Raw genomic sequence first — 23,387 nt, 5'->3', positions numbered from 1 at the left:
CTAACCCTTGGCCTATGCTCAAGTTTAATACACGACACTGATGCTTTTCAGAGATGATCACCTCGCGGCCCGGCAAGAGGCTTTTCGCCGCGCCGAACCGCGGCACCAGGTGGTTTGGCCCTGAGTTCGATCACGCGTTCGAGGTCTGGGACGCCAAACGCCGCCTCTGCAAGCGCCTGATTTCACTGCTGTTGGTCGTCGCGACGGTGACAATCGGCGGCGTGTTTTTCCTGCGGTTCTCACCGCTCACCGCGCACGACACCTGCTTGGATGCGGGAGAACAGTGGACCCAAGGACAGTGCGACAGCGCCGACTGACGCCTTCGCGTCCCCAGGTCCGGCTTCGCCGGCCAATCAGGCTGACGCTTGCCTGTCGCCGCGCCCCATGCGAGCAATCAAACAAACGTTTAGAGCGCTTGGGAGAAACGCCATGAAGGAAGTCGCTTACGCCGACATCGCCAGCCTGATCGGGCAAGAGATCGGGGTTTCCGACTGGGTCGAGATCAGCCAGGAGCGGGTCAACCAGTTTGCCCAGGCCACCGGCGACCACCAGTGGATCCACGTTGATGTCGAACGGGCCACCAAGGAAATCGGCGGTCCCATCGCCCACGGCTTCCTGACCCTGTCTCTGATCCCGATGCTGGGCGCCGGGATCCTCCGGGTCACCGGCGTGACGCGGGGCATCAACTATGGCTGCGACAAGGTGCGGTTCACCGGCATGGTCCGCGTGGGCAAGAAGGTGCGCATGCGCCAGAAGCTGCTCAGCGTCGAGCCAAAGGCTGGCGGCCTTCAGATGAAGAACGAATGCACCATCGAAATCGAGGGCGAGGAGCGCCCCGCCTGCTTGGCCGAGACAATTTCGATCATCTACGGGTAGATGCAGGCCAAACAAAACGGCCGCGGATCGCTCCGCGGCCGGTAGCTTGTCTAGACGTTGATCAAGCTACTTCTTGATCGCGTCGCCGATCTTGTCCTGGGCCTGACCGACCTTGTTCTGGACGTCGCCCTTGATCTTCTGGGCCACGCCTTCGGCTTCCAGGCGTTCATTGCCGGTGGCCTTGCCGGTGGCTTCCTTCACGGCGCCCACGCCCTTGTCGATAGCGCCTTCAACACGATTGGTGCTCATGACTTGCTCCTGTTGGAATTGAACTCCCCGTAGAAACGGAGGCCTATGAGCAAGGTTCCTTTGTCGGACAGCCTAGGTTTGGAGCCTAGCGACCGACCGCCATCTCCGTGGCGGAGACGGCGGCGGCGGCCTGGGTAGCGGCGCGCGTGGCGGCCTGGCTAGGCGCGCCGGAGGGTTTGGCGGGCTTGGCCTGGATGAGCGGCGGAGCGACCAACTTGTCGATCAAGGCCACGGTCTCGCGGATATATTTGGCATGGGTGACGATGCCGATCTCCAGACGCTCACCCGACAACTCGACCTGCTGGGTCAGCATGCCGGCCACGAACTGCACTTCCTGGCTCTCGGCCGAACCAGGCCTGCGACGCGCGCCCTGGGCCATGAACACCGGCCCACCGGAATTGCCGGGGAACACCGAAAAGTCCATCAGGAAGGTCGGGAACACGCTCGCCGGGGCCAGGGGATAGGACGCCACGCGCCCCGAGCGCAGGATCGGGAAGCCGGCCGCATTGGCAGAGAGGCCGCGCGGGAAACCCAGCGCCATCATCTCGTCGCCAGGACCCAGGTTGTACTTGTTGAAGGTGTCATCCTGGGCCAGCCAGGCCAGGGGGATCGCGGCCTTCGCGAAGTCGGGCGGCGCTTCGACGACGATGGCGGCGATGTCGCGCATGGGATGCTTGGTCCACAGCGGGTGGTCGCCTTCTCGGATCTTCAGGGTGTGGGGATCGTAGCGCCAGACGCCGTCGGCGCTCTGGATGCGATAGCCGATCTTGGCCGACACGCCAGGCATCTTGTCGAACACGTGGGCGGCGGTGACCAGGATGGTGCGTGGACGACCGTCAGGTGTGGGGTCCTCGATCAGGAACCCCGTGCCGACCGTGCGCGACCCGTCACCGAGCGACTGTTCAAGCTGCACGGTCGCCTGGATCAGATCGACCGACAGGTCCCAAGCCATCTACGCCCTCATGCCCCCGATTCACTGTACGCGAGCGCCAGTTTGACCAGCGTCGTTAACCCGCACAAGTTGGCGTTCTGACGCATCCGTGAGGGAAATCTGCCCGTGAACCGGCGCAAAATGATGACGAGCGCGGCAGCGGTGCTTACGTCAGCATCGGCGATCCATCCTGGGGCCGCCCAAGCCGAGAGTCCCATGCCTGAGTCGAAGCCTCCGATCGCCCCCGTCGCCACCAAGATTCCGCTGCGCACCACGCAGCTGGGCCGGGTGCGCGTCGATGACTATGCCTGGATGAAGGATGACAACTGGCAGAAGGTCCTCCGCGACCCGACCCTGATCAAGCCCGAGGTCAAGGCGCACTTGACGGCCGAGAACGCCTATGTCAAGGCGATGCTCGCGCCCACCGAACCGCTTCAGAAGGCGATGTTCGAGGAGATGAAGGGCCGCATCAAGGAAGACGACGCCTCGGTGCCCGCCCCCGACGGGCCGTTCGAATATTATTCGCGCTTCGCCATCGGCGGCCAGCATCCGATCTTCGCGCGCCGGCCGATCAGCATCGAAGAACGTTTGGCCGACGCTGTTCCCGGTGCGCCCATGATCGGGCTGAAGGTCGCAGGCACGGAGGAAATCCTGCTCGACTGCGACGCCTTGGCCAAGGGCAAGGCCTATAGCCAGGTCAGCGCCGCCGACCACAGCCCCGACCACAAGCTGCTGGCCTATGCCGAGGACGCGCAGGGGTCCGAGGTCCACCACATCTATGTGAAGGACCTGGCGACCGGCGAGATCCTAAAAGAGCCCGTCGAAAGCAGCACCGGCGACTTCGCCTGGTCGCCAGACTCGCAATGGCTCTTCTGGACCCACCGCGACGACAACGGCCGCTCCGACAAGATCTACCGCCGACCGGCGCGTGGCGGCTTGAAGGACGACGTGCTGATCTATGAAGAGCCCGACGACGGCTTCTTCGTCAGCGTCGGCACCACAAGCTCCGAGGCCTTCATCCTCATCAGCGCCGGCGACCACGAAACCTCCGAGACCCTGATCATCCCGGCCGGCGATCCCACCGCCACTCCCACCGTAGTCGAGCCGCGCACCGTGGGCTTGCGTTACTCGGTGGAGCACTGGGACGGCCGCTTCGTCATCCTGACCAACGCCGACGACGCCATTGACTTCAAGCTGGTCGAGGCCCCCGTCGAAACGCCCGGCCGCGCCCATTGGAAAGACTTCGTGGCCCACAGGCCGGGCCATTTCATCACCGGCCTGTCGGCCTACAAGGGCCATCTGGTTCGCGTGGAACGGGTGAGCGCCAACACCCGGATCATCATCACCGAGCGAGCCGGCAGGACCGAGCGTCCGATCGTCATCGACGAAGAGGCCTATGTCCTCAGCCTCGAGGGCGGCTACGAGTTCGACACCCCCGTGATGCGCTATGTCTACCAGTCACCGACCACGCCCCGTCAGTGGTTTGACTACGACATGACCACGGGCGAGAGGACGCTGCGCAAGACCCAGGAAATCCCGTCGGGCCATGATCCCGCCGCCTATGTCACCAGGCGGCTCTTCGCCAAGGCCGCTGACGGCGCCGAGGTGCCGGTCACCGTGCTGATGAAGAAGGGCGTGTCGCTGGACGGCTCGGCGCCGCTGCTGCTGTACGGCTATGGCAGCTATGGCATGTCGATGGATCCGTCGTTCTCGATCCGCAATCTCAGCCTGGTCGACCGCGGCTGGATCTGGGCCACCGCCCACGTGCGGGGCGGTTCGGAAAAGGGCTATGGCTGGTTCCTGGACGGTCGCAAGTTCACCAAGAAGAAGACGTTCACCGACTTCATCGCCTGCGCCGAGCACCTGCACGGCGAGGGCTACGGTGCGGCGGGCCGCACGGTGGCCTATGGCGGCTCGGCCGGCGGCATGCTGATGGGGGCGGTCACCAACCTGCGCCCCGACCTGTGGGCCGGGATCATCGGGGCGGTGCCGTTCGTCGATGTGCTCAACACCATGAGCGACACCTCCCTGCCTTTGACGCCGCCGGAATGGCCCGAATGGGGCAACCCGCTGGAAGACAAGGAAGCCTACGACTACATTGCCAGCTATTCGCCCTACGACAACGTCTCGGCCAAGCCCTATCCGGCCGTACTCGCCACCGGGGGATTGTCGGACCCGCGCGTCACCTATTGGGAGCCCGAGAAGTGGACCGCCAAGCTGCGAGAATATTCGACCAGCGGTGACCCCATCCTGCTGAAGATCAACATGGAGGCCGGCCACGGCGGCGCGTCGGGGCGGTTCGACTTCCTCAAGGAAATCGCCCTGGACTACGCGTTCGCGGTCTGGGCGGTGGACAAGGGATGGAAGGCTTGATGGACGGGACGCGCACGAAGGTCCTCCCCCTGTGGGGCAGGCGGCGCGCAGCGCCGGTGGGGGGATACGTCGGCCGCTGGATCACTCCCCCCACCGTCGGCTTCGCCGACACCTCCCCCATAGGGGGAGGACTTACATGACCGTCACGATCCGCCCCTCCACCGACGCCGACCTGCCAGCCATTACCGCCATCTACGGCTGGAACGTGCTCAACGGCTTGGGCACCTTCGAGGAGATCCCGCCGGACCTGACCGAGATGACTCGGCGACGCGGGGGCTTCCTCGACAAGGGCATGCCCTATCTGGTGGCCGAGCAGGACGGCGTGGTGCTGGGCTATGCCTATGCCGGCCCGTTCCGTCTGCGTGCCGCCTATCGCTACACCGTCGAGGACAGCGTCTATGTCGGACCCGATGCAGTCGGCAGGGGTGTAGGCAAGGGCTTGCTCTCTGCCCTGATCAACGCCTGCGAGGCCCAGGGCCTGCGCCAGATGTGCGCGGTGATCGGCGACAGCGGCAACGCGGCATCCATAGGTCTCCACGCCGCCCTCGGCTTCGAGCAGAAAGGCGTCTTCCCCGCCATGGGCTACAAGTTCGACCGCTGGGTGGACCTGGTCTGGATGCAGCGCGCCCTGAACGGCGGCGGCTCGCGCGAGCCGGACGCGCCCGGTATGGCGCTGAGCGGGGTGTGATGCCTTCCGCGGGGCGGCCCTGATGCTACTGGCCGCTGGCGAGCCGGGGGATAGCGTAAACCCCTTGATCGATCGCCAGATCCGCACGATCTCTTCATGGAGCTGTCGGCCAGCTACAGCCATCCGCTGGGCGGCGGTTTCGACGGATCTCTGTATGCTGGTCTGCCCGGCGAGCCGGCGTTCGGACCGCCGGCCTTCATGCACCGCCAAGCGGCGATGGACAGTCCCGAGGCCCCGATCAGCCATCACTGGTTCGACTCGACCCACATCACCTTCGGTGTTGTAACGGCCGGTGTATCGCGCGACCGCTGGAAGCTGGAAACCAGCGCCTTCCGCGGCCGCGAGCCTAATCAGAAACGCTACGATATCGAGACCGGCCGATTGGACAGCGTCTCGGCCCGCGCCTCGTGGAACCCGCCCCCCAACTGGGCGCTGCAGGCCAGCTGGGCGCGGATCAACAGTCCCGAGGCCCTTGAGCCTGACGACAACGAGGCCCGCACCTCGCTCAGCGCACTCTACGTCCGCCCCCTCGGCGACGAGGGTTCCCTGAGCGCCACCCTGGCCTGGGCTCGCAAGGACCGCATCCCCGGCGACGCTCTGCAGGCCTGGCTGGCCGAGGGCGCGATCCGGCCCAATCCGCACTGGACGATTTTCCCCCGCGCCGAGCAGGTGGAACAGGACGAGCTGGCCGGCCATCACGGCGGGGCCTCAACCGTGCGCAAGCTGTCGGTGGGAGCGATCTACGAGATACCGTTGTCAGCTACCGTCAAGCTCGGCTTTGGCGGCCTGGTCAGCGCCTTCGACGCCCCGGCGTCGCTCGGCTACGACGAGCCGACCAGTACGATGGCGTTCGTGCGACTCAAGATCGGCTGAGGCCAAGAAAAACCCCCGCTGTGGCCAGCGGGGGTTTTGATTTTACGACCCGTGAAGAGGTCGATTTAGCCCTTGCGACCGCGCGGAGCCTTGGCCTTGCGGCCGCCTTGACCCAGGCCGAGCGCCTTGGCCATGGCCGAGCGGGCTTCACTATAGGCCGGGGCGGTGGTCGGATAGTCGTTGGGCAGGCCCCACTTGGCCTTGTACTCCGCGACGGTCATGCCGTGCGTGGTCAGGTGACGCTTCAGGGTCTTGTACGGCTTGCCGTCTTCGAAGCTGATCAGCGCGTCCGGCGTAATGCTGCGGCGGATTTGAGCTGCGGTAGCCTTCGTAACCGTCTCGACGGGAGCGGCTTCAGGAGAACCAATACCGGCAAGTGCATCATGAGTCGCGCGAATCAGCGCCGGCAGGTCGGAAATCGACGTGCTGTTATTGGCGACGTAATTGGCGACGATCTCGGCGGTCAGCTCGATCAGGGTTGCCTTGTCTTCCACGAGTGTCTCTCCGATGTGTCTTTGACTTGCAATTACACCCACCTCGCCGAAATACAAGTACTCAATCTCGGTAATCGCCTTGGCCAATATCGCCAGCCAAGCGAATCTTGAGAACAGCAACCAGACAGCCCGCTGCGAACTAAACCAGAGGCGGCGTGCGAAGCGTGGCTTTTCCCATCGGGGTAACCGATCTTGGGCCGGTGTTGTTCGAACGAAAGTTACACCGCTGCAATGATTCGCCGCCGGATCAGATCAGGCAAAGATCAACGTTCGGCGCGGGCGACCGTCATGGTCAATCGCGCTTGGCCTTGAATCATAAAGACTTGTCGATGTGTTGTGGTTTTCGATCAGCTTGATCATGGTCGCTTGAGCGCCTGTTCGCGACCCTTGGCTTGAGGGTTCTGACCTCAGGACGCCTTTACCGCGCGATGAATTCGGCGCTCCCGGCCAAGGCCTCCCGCCCGTTCATCGGGGACGAGCCGCGGGGATGCGAGACGCTCAAGCAAAAGCTGTGGAAAATTCCAGGACGCCGCGGGAACGACCTCCTGCGGGAGGCCGCCAAAGGCGGAAGCTTATCTTGGAGGAAAGAGAAGTGGCTGGGGAACTAGGACTCGAACCTAGAACGACGGTACCAAAAACCGCTGTGTTACCATTACACCATTCCCCAGCAGGAACGGCGAAACCCCGTAGGGCCCGGCGAGGCGGTGGAGATAGCGCAGGAGTCGGATGGATGCAACGTTGCTTTGAACTTCTTTTTCCGGGGCGTTTTTTGTCGCTTGCGAGAGCGTCGGGCCGCCTCTATAAGCCGCGCTCCAAGTCGGAGTGTGGCTCAGTCTGGTAGAGCACTGCGTTCGGGACGCAGGGGTCGCAGGTTCAAATCCTGCCACTCCGACCATCATTTTCCCGAAAATTCGCCAAAACTGCATCCTTATCCCCTCCGGAGCGAACGTCTTTGGGCGCGCCGGGGCCAGGTTGCGCGCTGTTCATTTGACCGCGCCGCAACTGTCGCTACTAGCTTGCGCGACAATAGGCAGCAGGACGTCCGATGAAGCAGTTTCTCATGACCGTGGCCGGCGTCTTCGTCGGCCTGGTGTTGTTTCTGGTCGGCGTCCCCTTCCTCCTGATTGTCATGGCCGCCTCGGCGACCCGCCCCGCCCCGGTTCCCGCCCACACGGTGCTGCAGCTCGACCTGCGCGGGGGCCTTTCGGACCAGGACTCCCAGAGCCCCTTCGCGGCTTTCAGCGGCGGCGGCGGGCGGTCGGTGATGTCGATCATCGAGACCCTGCGCCGCGCTGAAACCGACGACAAGGTCAAGGGCGTGCTGGTGCGCCTGCCCGAGGGCGGTATCGCCCCGGCCTCGGCCGACGAGCTGCGCCGGGCCTTCAAGCACTTCGAGACGGTCGGCAAGAAGCCGGTCTTCGCCCACAGCCAAGGGATCTATCCTTCGGGCCTGGTCACCTCGACCTACATGCTGGGCGCGGCGGCCAACGAGTTCTGGATGCAGCCTGACAGCTCTCTGCAGGCGGTCGGCGCGGCCAGCGAGGAAATGTTCTTCAAGCGCTTTTTCGACAAGTACGGCGTCAAGGCCGACTACGAGCAGCGCTACGAATACAAGAACGCGGTCAATCCTTATCTCTACAGCGACTATACGCCCGCCCACCAGGAATCGACGCTGTCGTGGATGGGGTCGGTCTATAACACCGCCCTGATCACCGCCGCCCAGGATCGCAAGATGGACCCCGCAATGCTGATCAAGACCATCGAGGCGGGCCCTTACAGCGCCCAGGAGGCCCAGGCCAAGGGCCTGATCGACAAGGTCGGCCAGGTGAAGGACATCCAGGACGCCATGCTGGCCAAGGCCGGCAAGGGCGCCAAGCTGATGGACTTCGACGACTATGTCTCGCGCGGCAAGCGACCGCCGGCCAAGACCGGTCCGACCATCGCGGTGGTCGGCGCCGAAGGCGCGATCATGACCGGCACGGGCTCGGGCGGCTCGCCGTTCGGCGGGGAGAGCACCATCTATTCCGACGACGTGGCCAAGGACCTCTACGACGCGATCGAGGACAAGGACGTCAAGGCGATCGTCTTCCGCGTTTCCTCGCCCGGCGGATCGGATACGGCGTCGGAGCAGATCCTGGCCGCCGTCAAGGCCGCCAGGAAGGCGGGCAAACCCGTGGTGGTCAGCATGGGCACCTATGCGGCCTCCGGCGGCTACTGGATCAGTTCGGGCGCCTCGGCGATCGTCGCCGAGCCGACCACCCTGACTGGCTCGATCGGCGTGTTCGGCGGCAAGTTCGCCCTGGGCGAGGCCCTGTCGCGGTTTGGCGTCGATACCCGCGAGGTCCATGTCGGCGGCGACTATGCCGGGGCGTTCGGCACGGGCCAGGGCTTCACGCCCGACCAGCGCGCCAAGTTCGCCGGCTGGATGGACCGGATCTATGCGGGCTTCGTGGCCCGGGTCGCCGAGGGCCGCAAGCTGCCGCCGGAACGGGTGCGCGAGATCGCCAAGGGCCGGGTGTGGACGGGCGCCCAGGCCCAGCAGCTGGGCCTGGTCGATGAGCTTGGCGGCTTCTATGAGGCGGTCGACAAGGCCAAGAGCCTGGCCAATATCAAGGGCGACGTGAAGCTGAAGAAGATCGGCGGCTCGGACTCGCCGTTCGAGGCCATCGAGAAGGTGCTGGGCGTCAGTTCGACCTCGATGCGCACCGTGGCCGCCTCCGCCTGGCTGCTGGGCGACCCCCGCTCGCAGTCGATCCTGGACGAAATGGCCAAGGCCCGGCTGCGCGCCTCGCCCAGCGGGGCCTCGGTGCTGGCCGATACGCCGGTGCGCTAACCGAGGTCTTCCCCCCGTGGGGGAGGTGGTCGCCTAGCGACCGGTGGGGGGAGGTTTGGGATTGTTGGTCGCAGGTCTGGCCGGTCATCCGATCACTCCCCCCACCGTCGGCTGCGCCGACACATCCCCCATGGGAACCCCATGGGGGGAGGACTTCACGCGGGGGGCCGCTGAAGCGTTTGGGGAGGGTGCGAAGCGCCCGGGCTCCGCCCGGAGGTTTTGCAGTAGTTGTACCGTTTCGACGAAGACGAGCGCTTCGCGTGGCCTTCAGACGAGAGCCATCGGAGCGCGGGGTCTTAACCCGCTTCCGAAGTGGGCCCCCGGCGGGCGGAAGGGCGGCTAACCCTTCCGGACCGTGCGGGCGATTTCAGCCCGCACCTGTCGGCCTGCCCGCCTACCCCGGGCGCCAGAGTTTTGTCACCAAGGGTGAACCTGCTCCGAACCGACCTGGGGCGCTCCTTGTGAGAGCACGGCGGCCAAGCCTTCCCGCTCGTCCACCCCTGAAAGCCGCCTCGGTCGCCGTACGTGCGCCCTCCCCGTGCTCTCAGGTGCAAGGAGTATGAGGCCATTGGGAAGCCCAAGGATCGGAAACCTGCGTTTTCCCGCAAACTATCGAAATCATTGAGCTTCTTTTCGGCGGCAGTGGGGATGGACGGCCCCTCCGTATGCTGGAGGCCGCCCAAAGAAAAACGGCGGGCTCCGAGGAGCCCGCCGCCATTCCGTCAAAGGTCCGTCGCGACGATCAGAATTCCCAATCGAAGCCCAGCCGAACGGCGCGAGCCGGCACGTACTGGATCGGGTTTCTGTAGTGCGAGTCAGTGTTGCCCGAGTCGTCTTCACCCAGTTCCCAGGCCTCGGTGATGGTCCGAGTGTTCAGGAGGTTGGTGATGTCGGCCCGGAGGGTCAGACCGCCCGGGACGAACTTGGTGGTCGGGACAAGGTAGCGCACCGACATGTCCAGACGCGCCGACCAAGGCGTTTCGAAGGACGAGCCCCGCGGAACGATCTTGCCGCCGCAGGCGAACGACGAAGCGCCGTAGCCCGAGTTGACGATGTCGTCGGTCGGGTGCAGGCCAATACAGCCGTAGTGCTTAGGCGACAACACCAGAGCGTTGGCGCCGATCAGCAGGCTGTCGGTGATCGCGTAGGAACCGAAGGCCTTGAAGACGTGGCCGTGGTGGTTCGGCAACAGGCCGTAAGCGCCGTCGGTCAGGCTGACCTGGTCGAAGTCCTGGGTGATGCCTGAGTCGGTTTGTCCGTTGCCGGCGTCAGACTTCACGAAGCCTTCGTAATTGCCCTTCGATTCGGACAGGACGTACGAACCTTGGAAGCCCCACTTGCCGTCGAAGGCGCGTTCGACCTGCAGTTCCAGGCCGAGATATTCACGCTTCACGGCCGGATAGCCCAGATCAGCCCTGGAGAAGCTGATGGTGCGAGCCGTGGATTCACCAGGCAGCGGTTGGCGCAGGGTGATGGTCGAGGCTTCGCCCGGGTTGATGATGGTGTACTGACGGAAACCGCTGAAGCCGCGGCACCGCGTCTGGCCAGCGCGAGGGCCCGCCGTGAAGGTGGTGCAACCCGGGGTCGGAACGGCGACATTGTAGGTCGCGCCGCAGCCAACGATGCCGTTCTTGGTGCAGTAGTTACGCACGGAGGAGTCGATCGCCACGTCTTCCGAAACCCGGTTCAGGTTGCGGTAGGTCAGGGTGGCACTCGCCTTCCACAGGGAGTCGAACTGGTGTTCGTACCCGATGATATATTCGTCTTCCTGAGTCGACTTCAGGTTGTGGCTGGTGTTGGCCGCGAACGGCTGCAGCGAACCGTCGCCACGAACGGCGCAGCCGACCGCGTCCGTGATACCGGGAGGCGTCACGCCATTGACCGGCGCCGGGCAGGCGGCGGCCGAGGTGAAGCCCGGATTGGTCGTGACGGTGATCTGGGTGCCCCGGATCGGCGTACCGTCAGCGCCCAACTTCGCGCCTTGAGGCGCGGTGAAGAAGGTGTCGATGTCGTAGCTGGCGGTCGCCTGGCGAAAGGCCGTGTTCGACGCAACCGGCAAATAGTAGCGGCCGAAGTTGCCAAACACCTTGTCGTTGCCGGTGCTGAACGGATCGTAGGTGAACCCGATACGCGGACCGATCTCGTTTTTGAACTCGATGAAGGTTTCGCTGCCCTTTGAGGTCCGAGCGCCGCTGTTTTGGAACTTGTCCTTACGGACGCCCAGGTTGAGGGTCAGGTTCGAGGTCACGTCCCACGAATCCTGGATGTAATAGGCTTCGTTCTGGCCCTCGAAAACGCCGCCGGTGTTGAACGTCCGGCCCTTGACGTAGATCTGCCCTGCGGGAACGCCACGCGAGTCAGTCGCGCCGCCCGCGAGGAAGTCCCAGTCCGTGCCCAGGCCGGGATACTTGTTCACGTGATCCAGCGTCAGGTCTTCGTGGTCCATGCCTACGCGAATGTGGTGCTTGCCGAACAGGCTGAAATAGAAGTCAGCGTCTACGCGGTAAAATTCGCGCTTGGTACCGTAGCTTGAGTCGTAAGAGCTGGTCTTTTGACGGCTGATGACCGTGGTTTCACCGGGGTGAGCCGGATCAGCGGTGTTCGTCACATAGTTGCCCGACAGGTTTTGCGGGGTGATGCGATAGTCATCCTTGGTCACGCCATAGGCGGCCGACAGGGTGAACCAATCGGTGAAGGTGCCCGTGTACTTGCCGACATAGTTGGCGCCGCCTAGCGAGAACAGCGTGCCGTCGAGGCGATCACCGATGGTGTCGGTGGTGCCGTCGAAGTTGTAGTCGCGGGTCTTGCGCTTGAGCGAGCCCTTGGTGTCGAAATAGGTGAATTCAAGGTGCTGACGGTCGGTGATGTAGCCGTCCAGCTTGACGCCGTAGAAGGGGTCGCGCTGGGTGTCAACGTTGTACGACCCGCCGGTGATGTTGCCGAAGCGGTTTTCTTGGTCGCGCAGCTGAGCCAGGGCGAAGAAGAACAGCCGGTCCTTGATGATCGGACCGCCAGCTTCCAGGGTCAGCGACTTGTTGTCGGTCTTGGCTAGCTTGCCGCGACGCAGAAAGGTGTCTTTTTGGTCTTCCTGAAGGCCGTCGGGCTCATATTGGCCACGAATGGCGAACTTGAATTCGTTCGTGCCGGCCTTGGTGACGGCGCTGATGATGCCGCCGGTGGAGCGACCGAATTCGGCTGGATAGCCGCCGGTCTTCACGTCAACCGACTTGTAGAAGTCGAACGGAACCGTCGAACCACCGAGATAGTTGTCGAAGTTGGTGATGTTCAGGCCGTTAACGTAAAATGCGTTTTCAGCGACCGACGAACCGCCGATGGCCGGCTGGCCGCGGAAGTTGGCGTTGCTGCCCTGAACCGCGCCCGGCGCCAGCAGAACGACGCTGGTGATGTTGCGGGTGATCGGGACCTGCTTAGTCAGGGTTTCCAGATCGACCGATAGGCCGGTGGTGGTGCCGGCGAAGTCGAGCTGCGGGTTGGCGGTGGCGGTCACCACCACTTCCGAAACCGAAGCGTCAGCCGAGGTCAGCGTGAAGCTGTAGGCGCTGTCGCCACCCGGACGCACCGAGACCGAGCCGTCGCTCGTCGGCTGGAAGCCGTCTTTCGCGATCGCGACCGAGTAGCCACCTTGCGGCACCAACGGGACGCGGAACTGGCCGCTGTCGTCGGTGGTCAGGGCGCGGGTGAAGCCTTGACCGAGTGACTTGACGGTGACGGCGGCGCCGGCAACTGGCGCGCCGCTTGCATCGCGGACGGTGCCGCTCAGCGTACCGCTCGTGTAGTCCTGCGCCGAGGCCAGGGTCGGGACGGCCGTGGCGATCGCCGTGACGGCGAGCGGCGCGGCGATCGTGGCCAGGCCGGCCAGCAGCGTCGACGCCAAGAGACGCGCGCGAGCGCTGCCTTGGGTGGAAATCATCTTCATATTATCCCCTCTAGCGCGGCGGAGCATCCTGCCGCCCGCACGAACCCCCGAAAGGGGACGTTACGTTCGGTCAATCTGGATTTTCGCCCCAACTCCACCACGAGAACTTAGGTGTCCCGGAAAACATTTCCCCGGTTGGTCTGACGTTAGGAGCCGCGCCGCCGATGGGTCAATTGCCATTACTATTCCGTAATAACATCGCCTCAGGCTGTCGCATTATCGCAACACGAACGCCGCATTTCTGACGAACACCGCTCAGATTTTCCGCAAAGCGATCCAAAACATGGCCCCTACCCCCCATAGACCCTTGGTTGGACAGGCAAATTCGACCCACACGCCGTCGCGCGAACCTCCGCCGCGAGGTCGAGCGTTCAATCGGGTAAAACACCCCGCGATTGATTGACTTTCGCGAAAATCATCCAACATTCGTTGGTAACGTTAGTTTATAATTGTCGTATGTCAGTGTGAATCAGAATTTTTTCTCGCAGATCGTCTAAAGTTCGGACAGGTTTTGCCGCCAACGGTCGTTGCGCAGGGGCCCGCGAGCCGGGATGATGCGCCCTTCAAAGACGCCTCGGCGCAGTTGCAAAGTGACACCTATGACCAGCTTTCGACGCGTAACCGACTCGCTTTCGGTCAGCCCGCAGATCGGCCTGGAGGATTTAAGCCGCGTGGCGGACGAGGGATTCGTTCTGGTGATCAATAATCGGCCCGACGGCGAGGAGCCGGGCCAGCCGTCCAGCGCCGAAGTCGAGGCGGCCGCCCAGGCCGTTGGCTTGGCCTATGTCCACATTCCCGTGCACGGCGGACCCACGCCGGACCAGGTCGAGGCGGTGCGGCGGGCGGTGGCCTCGGTCGAGGGGCCGGTGCTGGCCTTCTGCCGCTCGGGCACGCGCTCGATCGTCACCTGGTCGATCGGCCAGGCCACATCCGGCGCTGCGGATCGCGACGTGCTGGTGCGGCAAGGCGCTGAAGCCGGGTACGACCTGTCGGGCGTGCTCGGCCGCTAGGCTCAGTTGTGGTGGGTCAGGGCCACCCGGGCGGCCATCGCCGAAGGCTCGGGTTCGCAACTGGCCAGCACAAACTGGGCCGTGATGAGACACAGGATGGCGAAGGCCGCGCGCTGGAGCCGTTTTGAGACAAAAATCGCTGTGTCGGCGGCCATGATCCGTGCTCCGTTTGGTTTACGTCTCGTTAATCGCAAGACCGGCGCCGTGACAGGCCCAGAGGTGCAGATGATCCCCTTCGTTCGCGAGATCGAGTTCGAATACGGCCGCTGCGACCAGGTTTCGCCGCTGATTCGGCGGGTGGTCGCCGACAATCCGGGGCCGTTCACCTATACCGGCACGGGCACCTATGTTGTCGGGCGCGGGACCGTGGCGGTGATCGATCCCGGGCCGGACCAGGACGGGCATTTGCAGGCTCTGCTGGCGGCGCTGGATGGCGAGATCGTCAGCCACATCCTGGTCACCCACCATCACAGCGACCACTCTCCCCTCGCCCGCCCGCTGGCCAAGGTCACCGGTGCGACCATCCACGGCCGCCGCGCGCCGCATCTGGCCGAGGTCTCGCCGGACGTGATGGTCGAGGCTGGCGACGACGAGGGCTTCCGGCCCGATATCGAGATCGCCGACGGCGCCGTGTTCGAGGGTCCGGGCTGGACGCTGCGGGCCGTGACCACCCCGGGTCACACCTCCAACCATGTCTGTTTTGCCCTGGCGGAGGAGAACGCTCTGTTCAGCGGCGACCACGTGATGGGCTGGTCGACCACGGTGATCACCCCGCCCGACGGCGACATGGGCGACTATTTCGCCAGCCTGGAGAAGGTGAAGGCGATGGGGTTCGACACTCTGTGGCCGACCCACGGCTCACCGGTTCGCGAGGTCGAGCCCTTCATCCGGGCCTATGCCGACCATCGGCGCGCGCGCGAGGCCCAGGTGCTGGCGGCCCTGTCGCAGGGGCCGATCACGATCAAGGCCATGGTCCCCACTCTCTACGCCGCCGTGGATCCGCGCCTGCACGCGGCGGCGGCCATGTCGGTGCTGGCCCACATGCTGCTGCTGGTGAAGCAGGGGCGCGTAGCCTGCGCGGGCGTGGCGGGGCTGGACAGCGTGTATCGGCTGGCCTGAGGCCTTTCCCCTACCCCTTCACCGCCGCCAGCAACCCGCCCAGCCGGCGGCAGTTGCGGCCCATGTCGCCGCCGGCCGTGCGGCCGATCGAGCGCATGTCCACGCGGGCGCCGGCCGCGTCGGGGCGCACCCGCACCACCAGGTCGTCCTTCAGCCCGTACCAAAAGCTCTGGCCCGTGGCCTCCAGTCGGCCGTCCATCGGATCGTCGGTGACGATGGACAGGCCGGCGGACTGCACGGCGGCCTTGGCCGCCTCGTAGGCGTCGGCGGGCGAGCGTTCCAGGATCAAGGGCTTGGCCGCGGCGCAGGTCTCGGCGTTGACGTCGGCCACGCGGCGGCCAGCGAAGGCCAGCGAACCGACCGGCAGGCTGGGGTCCGCCTCAATCGTCTGGGCGTCGCCGCCTCGCGCGGCCAAGCCGGCGTCGGACGGCATCAACGGGGTCTTCCAGTCGGTGGAGACGTCGTGGACGGGAGGGGCGCGGCCGCCGATGGCGTTGGCGGCGACCATCACGCCCAGGGTGGCGATGGTGATCGCCAGGGCCAGCAGCGCCTTCTTCCACAGCTTCGAGAAGCCGCCGAACAGGGCCACGATCAGACCCAGGACGCCGGTGGCGACGCCCAGCATCGCGACCTTCGACGCCCAGTCGCGGGTCATCAGGTCGTAGCCGATCGCCTGGTCGAACAGGCCAAGCTTCACACCCACCGCGCCAGCGGCGACCAGCAGGGCCGGCGCCAGGGCGACGAGCACCGCCAGGTCGAGCAGCACGCCGCCTCCGCCGCCGCCGGATTTGGCCTTGGCATTGACCTTGGCCGCCGCCTTCTTGCGCGCCTTCTTGGTCGGCGGGATCAGCGGCATGGCGAGAGGCGGCTCATCGGTCACGAAGGTCGGCTCGGCGTGGAACGCCGCCTCGGGCACCATGGCCAACACGGGCTCGGCGACCGGCGGCAAGGGGCCGACCGGGAAGGGCTCGGTCTCGCCCCGGGCCTCGAAGGCCGGCGCCACCACAGGGTCGACCACCATCGGCGCGACAGCGGCCTTAGCGACCGGGGTCGGCGCGATGATCTCGGGTTCGACGACGACTTCCGCGACGGGGGATTCGACCGTCGCGGGCGTGTCGAGCACGGTTGGCTGGACCTCGGCGAGGTGGACGGCGACGAAGATGGGTTGGAGCGGCGCCACCGATTCGGCCGGCGCTTGAGCTAGCGCCTCGGTGACCAGGGGCTCAAGCAGGGGCGGCGGTTCCGAGATCGGATCTTCGGGTTCCGGGGCGTAGATCCGCGCAGCCAGGGCGCCGTCGGCGGCGGCCAGGGTGGGGGCGCCGGCCGGCGGGCCGGCCTGCGGCCCAGGCGCGACCTCCGCCACGGTCTCGGCGACCAGGCTCGGCAGGACATAGTCCTTCATCCGCTGGCGGATCAGCTTCTTGTCGATCTTGCCCGTCGCGCCCAGCGGGATGTCATCGACGAAGACCACGTCGTCGGGCGTCCACCACTTGGCGATCTTGCCCTGCAGGAAGTCGAGGAACTCCTGCTTGGTGGCGGTCTCGCCCTCCTTCAGCTTGACCAGCAGGATCGGCCGCTCGTCCCACTTGGGATGGGCCACGCCGATCACCGCCGTCATCGCCGCCTTGGGATGGCCCAGGGCGATGTTCTCGATGTCGATGGTGCTGATCCACTCGCCGCCCGACTTGACCACGTCCTTGGCCCGGTCGGTGATCTGCATAAAGCCGTGGTCATCGATCGTCGCCACGTCGCCGGTGTCGAAGAAGCCTTCCTCGTCGAGGATCTTGCCGCCGGCCCCCCGGAAATATTCGGCGGCGATGATCGGGCCGCGGATCTTGAGATTGCCGAAGCTCTTGCCGTCGTGCGGCAGGCGGTTCCCCGCGTCGTCCGTCAGCTTCAGCTCGACGCCCAGCGGCGGCCGGCCCTGCTTCAGGCGGTAGGGCATCTGCTGGTCGTAGGGCAGCTTTTCCAGGTCCTCGGTCATCACCGACAGGGTGCCGAGCGGCGAGGTCTCGGTCATGCCCCAGGCATGGACCACCTCGACGTCGTAGTCCTCGTGGAAAGCGCGGATGATGTGCTCCGGACAGGCCGCCCCGCCGACTACTACCTTCTTTAGAACCGGCAGCTTCAGCCCGGTCTCGCGCAGGTGCTGCAGCAGCATCTGCCAGACGGTGGGCACGGCGGCCGAGAAGGTGACGCCCTCGCTGTCGAGCAGTTCGTAGATCGAGGCCCCGTCCATCTTGGCGCCGGGCATGACCATCTTGGCCCCAGTCCCGGGCGCCGAGAAGGCCACGCCCCAGGCGTTGGCGTGGAACATCGGCACCACCGGCAGGATCACGTCCTTCTGCGACAGGCCCATCACGTCCGGTTGAAGGGTGATCAGGGTGTGCAGGACGTTGGAGCGGTGCGAATACATCACCCCCTTGGGGTCGCCCGTCGTGCCGGAAGTGTAGCAAAGACCAGCAGCCGTGCCCTCGTCGAAGCCGCCCCAGGCGCAGTCGGCATGGTGCTCGGCGACCAAGTCTTCGAAGCAGAGAAGGCCCTTGAAGTGTGGGGCGTCGCCGGCGACCTGGAAGTTGGCCGGCATGTGCCCGCGATCGGTGAACACCACCACATGCTCGACACTGGGCAGGTGCTGGACGATGCCGGCGATGATCGGCAGGAAGGTCAGGTCGGTGAAGATCACCCTGTCGCCGCCGTGATTGGCGATCCACGCGATCTGCTCGGGAAACAGGCGCGGGTTCAGCGTGTGGCACACAGCCCCGATGCCCATGATGCCGTACCAGGCCTCCATATGGCGGGCGGTGTTCCAGGCCAGGGTGCCGACCCGATCGCCTGGCTTGATCCCCATGCCGAGCAGAGCGTTGGAGACGCGCTTGGCGCGGTTGTGAATGGCCGCGTAGGTCGTGCGGACGATGGGACCTTCGACGGAGCGGGTGACGACCTCGCGCGCGCCGTGCCACTGGGCGGCGTGGTCGATGATCTTGTCGACCGTCAAGGCCCCGTGTTGCATCAAGCCTTGCATCGGCCCCGCACTCCCGCTTCGTTAACGTTGTTCAGCCAAGGCTAGCGGCCTCGCGACGCCCACGCAACGCGGCGCGCGCTTTGAGCGAACCTTAAGTCTAAAAGCCAACCGCGCTGATCCGTCGCAGATTGCGTTCAGCCGCTGGTAGTCGCGATCCGCTAGGTTTGTCCGCACAGACGCTGATCGACGGGCAAGGCGAATTTACGTGCGATGGTTCCAAGCGCCATGGGCCGATAACCGGCTGGACGAGGTAGCGCTGGACACCCACCGCCTGCTGCCCTCTCGCCTGATCCCGGCCATCGCGGCGACGGCGATCACGTCAATGGTGCTGGGCGCCATGACGGCCTTGACCTGGCTGGCGGGCTTCATCCTGAGCGAGGGCTTGGCGCGACTGGCGACCCGTCGGTTCAAGTTGGGCGTCGACGCCTCTCCGGCCGAGCGCGCGGCCTTCGTGCTGATGACGCTGCCAATCAACCTGACCTGGGCCTGGCTAGCGGCGATGATTTGGCTCTCGCCAATCCCGGAACTCAAGCTGGCGGCCGTTTCCATCTGGGTCGGGCAGATCGTCTACACCCAGAACTTCCGCCATCAACCGGCCGCCCTGCTGATCGTCAGCGCCTTCGCGCCGATGCTCAGCCTCGTGGTCTTTCCCCTGTTCTTCTTCCAGGCCCACGGCGTCGGCCCCAATATCGCCCGCTGGGGCCTGTTGATGGTCGTGCTGACCACGGTCAACGTCATGCGCGGCAACCGCGCCGCCGCCCGACGCATGGACGACCTGACCCGCAGCCTGCGCGAGGAACGCGAGCGGGCCCTGGAGGCCAACCGCGCCAAGTCCACCTTCGTGGCCGTCACCAGCCATGAGCTGCGCACCCCAATGAACGGCCTGCTGGGCATGGCCTACGCCCTGGACCGCAGCAACCTCAACGAAAGCCAGCGCCGTCACGTGCGCTTGATGATCAAGTCGGGCGACAGCCTGATGCAGGTGCTAAACGACGTGCTCGACCTATCGAAGATCGAAGCTGGCAAGGTCGACCTCGACCACACCGCCACCAACCTGCACGAACTGGTGTTGGCGGCGGGCGACGCTTGGCGCGACGCCGCCACCGAAAAGGGCCTGTGGCTCAAGACCGAGATCGATCCGTCCGCGCCGGTCTGGGTCCTGGCCGACCCCCAGCGCATTCGCCAGGTGGTGATGAACCTGATTTCCAACGGGCTGAAGTTCACCCAGCAAGGCGGCGTCACCCTCCAGCTCGCCGCCGCTACACCCCGCCCCGACGGCGCGCTGCTGGTGCGGATACGCGTGATCGACAGCGGCATCGGCGTGGCCAAGCATTTCCAAGAACGCATCTTCGACAGCTTCACCCAGGCCGACGACGCCGTCTCCCGAAGCCACGGCGGCACGGGCCTGGGCCTGACGATCGCGCGCGCCCTGGCGCGTCAGATGGACGGCGACCTGGCGCTGGAAAGCGGCCTGGACGGCGCGACCTTCGCCTTCACCCTGGTGGCCACGCCGATCGCGTCGCCCTCTTCGCCGTGCGAGACCGAGCGCGACGACGACATGCCGAACCTGGACTCGTTGCGGATACTGATGGCCGAGGACAACGCGATCAACCAGGTGGTGGTGCGCACGATGCTTGAGGCGACCGGCGTGGCCCTGACCATCGTCGATGATGGCCAGGCGGCGCTGGCCGCGCTGCAGGTCGGGACCTTCGACGCCGTGCTGATGGACATCAACATGCCGGTCATGGACGGCATCACCGCCCTGGCCGCCATCCGGGCCGGCGCGACCGGCGACCCGGCCATCCCGGTCATCGCCCTTACCGCCTCGGCGATGTCAGGCGATCGCGAGCGCTTCCTGGCGATGGGCTTCGACGATCATCTGGGCAAGCCCGTCCGCCCGATTCAACTGCTGACGGCGATCCTCGCGGCGGTGCGCCCCAGGGCCAGACCGGCCGAAGCGGCGCGTTCCTAACTCACCCCATCGTCTCCGCCAGGGCGCGGGCCTCATCCTCGAAGGCGCTGACCGTATCGACCCGGCGCCATCTGATTTCTCCTGTGTCGCGGGCCAGTTGGCTCTCCAGCACGGCGACGTCGGCGTCCGAGGCGTCGTTGACGCGGGCGGCGACGCGACCGCGCAGCACCTCGGGCGGGGCATCGAGCCACACACCCTGGAAGGCGACGTCGGCTGACTTGGCCAAGGCCTCGGCGCGCGCGCGCTGCTCGGGCTTGAGGAACACCGCATCGACCACCACCGAGCGGCCGGCCGCCAGGGTCAGGCCCGCGTCACGGAACAGCTCGTCATAGACCCGCTCGCTCATCTGCGGCGTGTAGGCCTCCTTGGGCAGGCGCTGCAGAGACGGCACGCCCAGCAGGCGCTTGCGGATCTCGTCGGTGCGCAGCACCACCGCGCCGGGCGCGCTGCCCAGGCCAGGCGCGCAGACCCGCGCGAAGGTCGACTTGCCCGAGCCCGATAGCCCGCCCGTCGCCACCAGGCTGACAGGCCGCGGGGCCAGGTGCTCCAGCGCCGTGGCCAGATAGGCCCGCGCGGCCTCGTCGTCATTGCTGTAGGCCCAGACGTGGGTGCGAACGGCGGCGCGGACGCTGAGCATTAGCGGCAAGGCGGCCAGCCCGGTCCACAGGCCGGTGTCGAAGGTGCGAGCGGCCTCGTCCAGATAGGCGTTCAGCACTCGGCCGGCCGCGTCGCGGCGACGGCGGAAATCCAGGTCCATCAGCAGGAAGGCCAAGTCGTACTGGATATCGATGTCCGACAGGGCGTCGTTGAACTCGATGCAGTCGAACAGGATCGGCTTGCTGTCCTCGATCAGGATGTTGCCGAGATGCAGGTCGCCGTGACAGTGGCGCGCGAAGCCTTGCCCCGCCCGACCGTTGAGCAACGGACCCAGCCTTTCCAGCGCCAGGTCGGTCTCGGCGATCAAGCGCTCGACGGCCAGCGAGCCAAGGCGCAGGGCCAGGCCGCGCAGCAGCTTGGCGTTGGACGCGATGGTGTAACCCAGGGCCCCCACCCCGCCGCCTTGCGGACGCAGCGGCGCCACGGCGTGGAACTGGGCGATGGTTCGGCCCAGGGCCTCTTCAAGCGCGTCGTCGATCGCCCAGGGCTGCGAAGCCAGCACGCCCTCCTCGTCGAAGCGGCGCATCTCCAGCGCATACTCGATCGTCTCGCCCGCGCCGTCGATCTCGACCCCGCCGGCTTCGGTGCGGGTCAAGCGACGCACGGCCCGGTAGATGTCCGGCGCGGCCGAACGGTTGAAGCTGAGCTCGCGCTCCAGCGACCAGCGGCGCAGTTCCAGCGTCGAATAATCCAGAAAGCCGAAATTGACCGGCCGCTTGACCTTGAAGGCCGCTTCGCCGACCAGGAAGACCCGGGCGCAGGAGGTCTCGATCACCCGATCGGCCCGCTCGCCCATCCAGGCGGCCACTTCCTGCTCGCGAACCGTTTCCGCGTCCTTGATCACGCCGTACCCCGTCTCTCGCGCCACGACGCCGGCGCCGGCGTCCCATAGCGGAAACTTCCGCCGACGTCGCCGCCCGACGCTTGCTTGCGCGTGAGTTGAGCGTCTAAGGTGAAGTTAACCCTGGATCGAGTGCAACGCATGCTGATGGGCGCTGGACTAAATAGGCCGGAACGCCGGAAAACGGAAATCCTGGCGGCGGCGCGTGGCGTCTTCCTGCGCCAGGGTTATCCTGACACCGGCATGGAGGTCGTCGCGCGGATGGCGGGCGTCTCGACCGCCACGCTCTATACCTACTTCCCCAGCAAGGCGAAGCTGTTCGAGGTCGTGATCCACGAGACCGTGCGGGACATGGCTGGCCCCGTCAGGGCGAGCACGCGGGTCAAGGGCGACGCCCGCGCGCGGCTCATGGCCCTGACCTGCGCCTATGCCACCTTCTTTTCTCGCCCCATGACCCGGGCGACGTTCCGCTTGATCACGTCGGAGCGGCGGCGCTTCCAGGTCCTGGCCGACTTCTTCCTCCGGAACGCCCGCGAGGAACTGGGCCGCGCCGCGATCCGCGTCATCGACGATCTTGTCGAAACAGGCGAGCTCAAGGTCGAAAAGCCCTCCTGGGCCGCCGGCCAACTTCTGGGCATGATCGACCACCCGACCCTGTTGCTTGGCCTGTCGGCCGGCGACAACGTTCAACCGAACAGGCCGCTCGAGGAGCTGTCACGCGACGCGGTCGAGACGTTCCTGGCGCGCTACGGAAACAACCGCGTGGTGCCCCAGCCTTCGCCCGCCCGCTCGTAGACCAGCCGCTCGTGCAGGCGGAACGGTCGGTCGCGCCAGAACTCGATGACCTGCGGCACGACGCGGTAGCCTGACCAGTGCGGGGGGCGCGCCACCTGGCCGAGGCCAAATTTCAGGGCCATCTCGGCCACCCGGCGTTCCAGGGCCAGGCGGTCGGGCAGCGGCCGCGACTGGTCGCTGGCCCAGGCGCCCAGCTGACTGTGCCGGGCCCGGCTGGCGAAATAGGCGTCGGCCTCGGCCTCGCTCACGGGCTCGGCAACGCCGCGCACCCGCACCTGGCGGCGCAACGACTTCCAATGAAACAGCAGCGCCGCCTTGGGCTGGGCGTCCAGCTCCACGCCCTTGGCGCTCTGGGTGTTGGTGTAGAAGACAAAGCCCCGCGCATCGACGCTCTTGAGCAGCACCATGCGCGAGTCCGGTAGGCCGTCGGCGTCGACCGTCGACACCGCCACGGCGTTGGGATCGTTCGGCTCGCCCTTCCCGGCCTCGGCCAGCCATTCCTCGAACAGCCGGATGGGATCGCCTTCCGGCAGCAGCGGGGGAGGCGTAGCGTCGGTCACCTGGCGGACATAGTCGTCCTCGGAGGGCGAGGCGGGGATCAGGGGCGCGTTGGTCATGGCAGTCCTATAGGACAGGCGGCGGCGGCGGGCCACGCTTGACGTGCACGACCCGTCGCGCGCATCTGCCGCCAAACCGCGCGCGGACGGCGCCGCG

General features: G+C 65.9%; 17 protein-coding genes, 2 tRNA genes and 1 pseudogene. 11 read left to right on the top strand and 9 right to left on the bottom strand.

What is annotated here, in order from left to right:
• The first annotated feature begins 53 nt into the window (after positions 1-53).
• Together ACP7AG_RS02935 and ACP7AG_RS02930 are read left to right on the top strand one after the other, a co-directional pair.
• Positions 54-317 carry a hypothetical protein gene (locus ACP7AG_RS02935; RefSeq protein ID WP_426029736.1) on the top strand — a complete coding sequence of 88 codons (264 nt, stop codon included), beginning with the start codon at positions 54-56 and terminating at the stop codon, positions 315-317.
• A gap of 112 nt (positions 318-429) precedes the next feature.
• The gene (locus tag ACP7AG_RS02930; RefSeq protein ID WP_426029735.1) at positions 430-876 is read left to right on the top strand and encodes a MaoC family dehydratase; all 447 of its coding nucleotides are present in this window, start codon (positions 430-432) and stop codon (positions 874-876) included.
• A gap of 61 nt (positions 877-937) precedes the next feature.
• On the opposite strand, the pseudogene ACP7AG_RS02925 reads toward ACP7AG_RS02930, so the two are convergent.
• Together ACP7AG_RS02925 and ACP7AG_RS02920 are read right to left on the bottom strand one after the other, a co-directional pair.
• A pseudogene (locus ACP7AG_RS02925) lies at positions 938-1,125 on the bottom strand (CsbD family protein).
• Positions 1,126-1,210: 85 nt separating this feature from the next.
• On the bottom strand, positions 1,211-2,077 hold the full coding sequence (locus tag ACP7AG_RS02920) for a trypsin-like serine peptidase (protein WP_426029734.1): 867 nt from the start codon (positions 2,075-2,077) through the stop codon (positions 1,211-1,213).
• A gap of 105 nt (positions 2,078-2,182) precedes the next feature.
• Here ACP7AG_RS02920 and ACP7AG_RS02915 point away from each other — a divergent pair, with 105 nt between their 5' ends.
• The 3 genes from ACP7AG_RS02915 (at position 2,183) to ACP7AG_RS02905 (ending at position 5,990) form a co-directional block, all read left to right on the top strand.
• Positions 2,183-4,429, top strand: coding sequence for a S9 family peptidase (locus ACP7AG_RS02915; RefSeq protein WP_426029733.1), 2,247 nt, complete (start codon positions 2,183-2,185; stop codon positions 4,427-4,429).
• A 136-nt stretch (positions 4,430-4,565) separates the two neighbouring features.
• Complete coding sequence (locus ACP7AG_RS02910) at positions 4,566-5,117, top strand: GNAT family N-acetyltransferase (protein ID WP_426013696.1); 552 nt, start codon at positions 4,566-4,568, stop codon at positions 5,115-5,117.
• Between the two features lie 96 nt (positions 5,118-5,213).
• On the top strand, positions 5,214-5,990 hold the full coding sequence (locus ACP7AG_RS02905) for a hypothetical protein (RefSeq protein WP_426029732.1): 777 nt from the start codon (positions 5,214-5,216) through the stop codon (positions 5,988-5,990).
• Between the two features lie 65 nt (positions 5,991-6,055).
• Here ACP7AG_RS02905 and ACP7AG_RS02900 read toward each other — a convergent pair whose 3' ends face one another.
• Positions 6,056-6,484 carry a MucR family transcriptional regulator gene (locus tag ACP7AG_RS02900; protein ID WP_426013699.1) on the bottom strand — a complete coding sequence of 143 codons (429 nt, stop codon included), beginning with the start codon at positions 6,482-6,484 and terminating at the stop codon, positions 6,056-6,058.
• Between the two features lie 593 nt (positions 6,485-7,077).
• A tRNA-Gln gene (locus ACP7AG_RS02895) sits at positions 7,078-7,151 on the bottom strand.
• Positions 7,152-7,302: 151 nt separating this feature from the next.
• On the opposite strand from ACP7AG_RS02895, the gene ACP7AG_RS02890 reads away from it, so the two are divergent.
• Positions 7,303-7,379 (top strand) — tRNA-Pro (locus ACP7AG_RS02890).
• A gap of 150 nt (positions 7,380-7,529) precedes the next feature.
• Positions 7,530-9,317 (top strand): signal peptide peptidase SppA, encoded by a 1,788-nt coding sequence (gene sppA, locus ACP7AG_RS02885; protein WP_426029731.1) that lies wholly within the window; start codon positions 7,530-7,532, stop codon positions 9,315-9,317.
• A gap of 742 nt (positions 9,318-10,059) precedes the next feature.
• Here sppA and ACP7AG_RS02880 read toward each other — a convergent pair.
• The gene (locus ACP7AG_RS02880; RefSeq protein WP_426029730.1) at positions 10,060-13,254 is read right to left on the bottom strand and encodes a TonB-dependent receptor; all 3,195 of its coding nucleotides are present in this window, start codon (positions 13,252-13,254) and stop codon (positions 10,060-10,062) included.
• A gap of 599 nt (positions 13,255-13,853) precedes the next feature.
• On the opposite strand from ACP7AG_RS02880, the gene ACP7AG_RS02875 reads away from it, so the two are divergent.
• Complete coding sequence (locus tag ACP7AG_RS02875) at positions 13,854-14,264, top strand: TIGR01244 family sulfur transferase (protein WP_426029729.1); 411 nt, start codon at positions 13,854-13,856, stop codon at positions 14,262-14,264.
• A gap of 2 nt (positions 14,265-14,266) precedes the next feature.
• Here the strand turns inward: ACP7AG_RS02875 and ACP7AG_RS02870 are convergent, their stop codons facing one another.
• The gene (locus tag ACP7AG_RS02870) at positions 14,267-14,419 is read right to left on the bottom strand and encodes a hypothetical protein (RefSeq protein ID WP_426029728.1); all 153 of its coding nucleotides are present in this window, start codon (positions 14,417-14,419) and stop codon (positions 14,267-14,269) included.
• Between the two features lie 70 nt (positions 14,420-14,489).
• Here ACP7AG_RS02870 and ACP7AG_RS02865 point away from each other — a divergent pair, with 70 nt between their 5' ends.
• Positions 14,490-15,383, top strand: coding sequence for an MBL fold metallo-hydrolase (locus ACP7AG_RS02865; protein ID WP_426029727.1), 894 nt, complete (start codon positions 14,490-14,492; stop codon positions 15,381-15,383).
• A gap of 10 nt (positions 15,384-15,393) precedes the next feature.
• Here ACP7AG_RS02865 and ACP7AG_RS02860 read toward each other — a convergent pair whose 3' ends face one another.
• Positions 15,394-18,408 (bottom strand): long-chain-fatty-acid--CoA ligase, encoded by a 3,015-nt coding sequence (locus ACP7AG_RS02860; protein WP_426029726.1) that lies wholly within the window; start codon positions 18,406-18,408, stop codon positions 15,394-15,396.
• A gap of 205 nt (positions 18,409-18,613) precedes the next feature.
• Between ACP7AG_RS02860 and ACP7AG_RS02855 the strand changes: the two genes are divergently transcribed.
• Positions 18,614-20,380, top strand: coding sequence for a response regulator (locus ACP7AG_RS02855; protein ID WP_426013713.1), 1,767 nt, complete (start codon positions 18,614-18,616; stop codon positions 20,378-20,380).
• Position 20,381: 1 nt separating this feature from the next.
• Here the strand turns inward: ACP7AG_RS02855 and ACP7AG_RS02850 are convergent, their stop codons facing one another.
• Positions 20,382-21,881: an AAA family ATPase gene (locus ACP7AG_RS02850; RefSeq protein WP_426013715.1), complete on the bottom strand. Its 1,500-nt coding sequence runs from the start codon at positions 21,879-21,881 to the stop codon at positions 20,382-20,384.
• 108 nt (positions 21,882-21,989) lie between these two features.
• Here ACP7AG_RS02850 and ACP7AG_RS02845 point away from each other — a divergent pair, with 108 nt between their 5' ends.
• Complete coding sequence (locus tag ACP7AG_RS02845; RefSeq protein ID WP_426013717.1) at positions 21,990-22,673, top strand: TetR/AcrR family transcriptional regulator; 684 nt, start codon at positions 21,990-21,992, stop codon at positions 22,671-22,673.
• Here ACP7AG_RS02845 and pdxH read toward each other — a convergent pair.
• Positions 22,625-23,290: a pyridoxamine 5'-phosphate oxidase gene (gene pdxH, locus ACP7AG_RS02840; RefSeq protein WP_426013719.1), complete on the bottom strand. Its 666-nt coding sequence runs from the start codon at positions 23,288-23,290 to the stop codon at positions 22,625-22,627. The genes ACP7AG_RS02845 and pdxH overlap by 49 nt on opposite strands.
• Positions 23,291-23,387: the final 97 nt, after the last annotated feature.

It is taken from the genome of Caulobacter sp. DWP3-1-3b2 (assembly GCF_049896325.1).
Taxonomy (GTDB): Bacteria; Pseudomonadota; Alphaproteobacteria; order Caulobacterales; family Caulobacteraceae; genus Caulobacter.
Note: the sequence above shows the minus strand (reverse complement) of the source record. Positions and strands in the feature narration are given on the sequence as shown.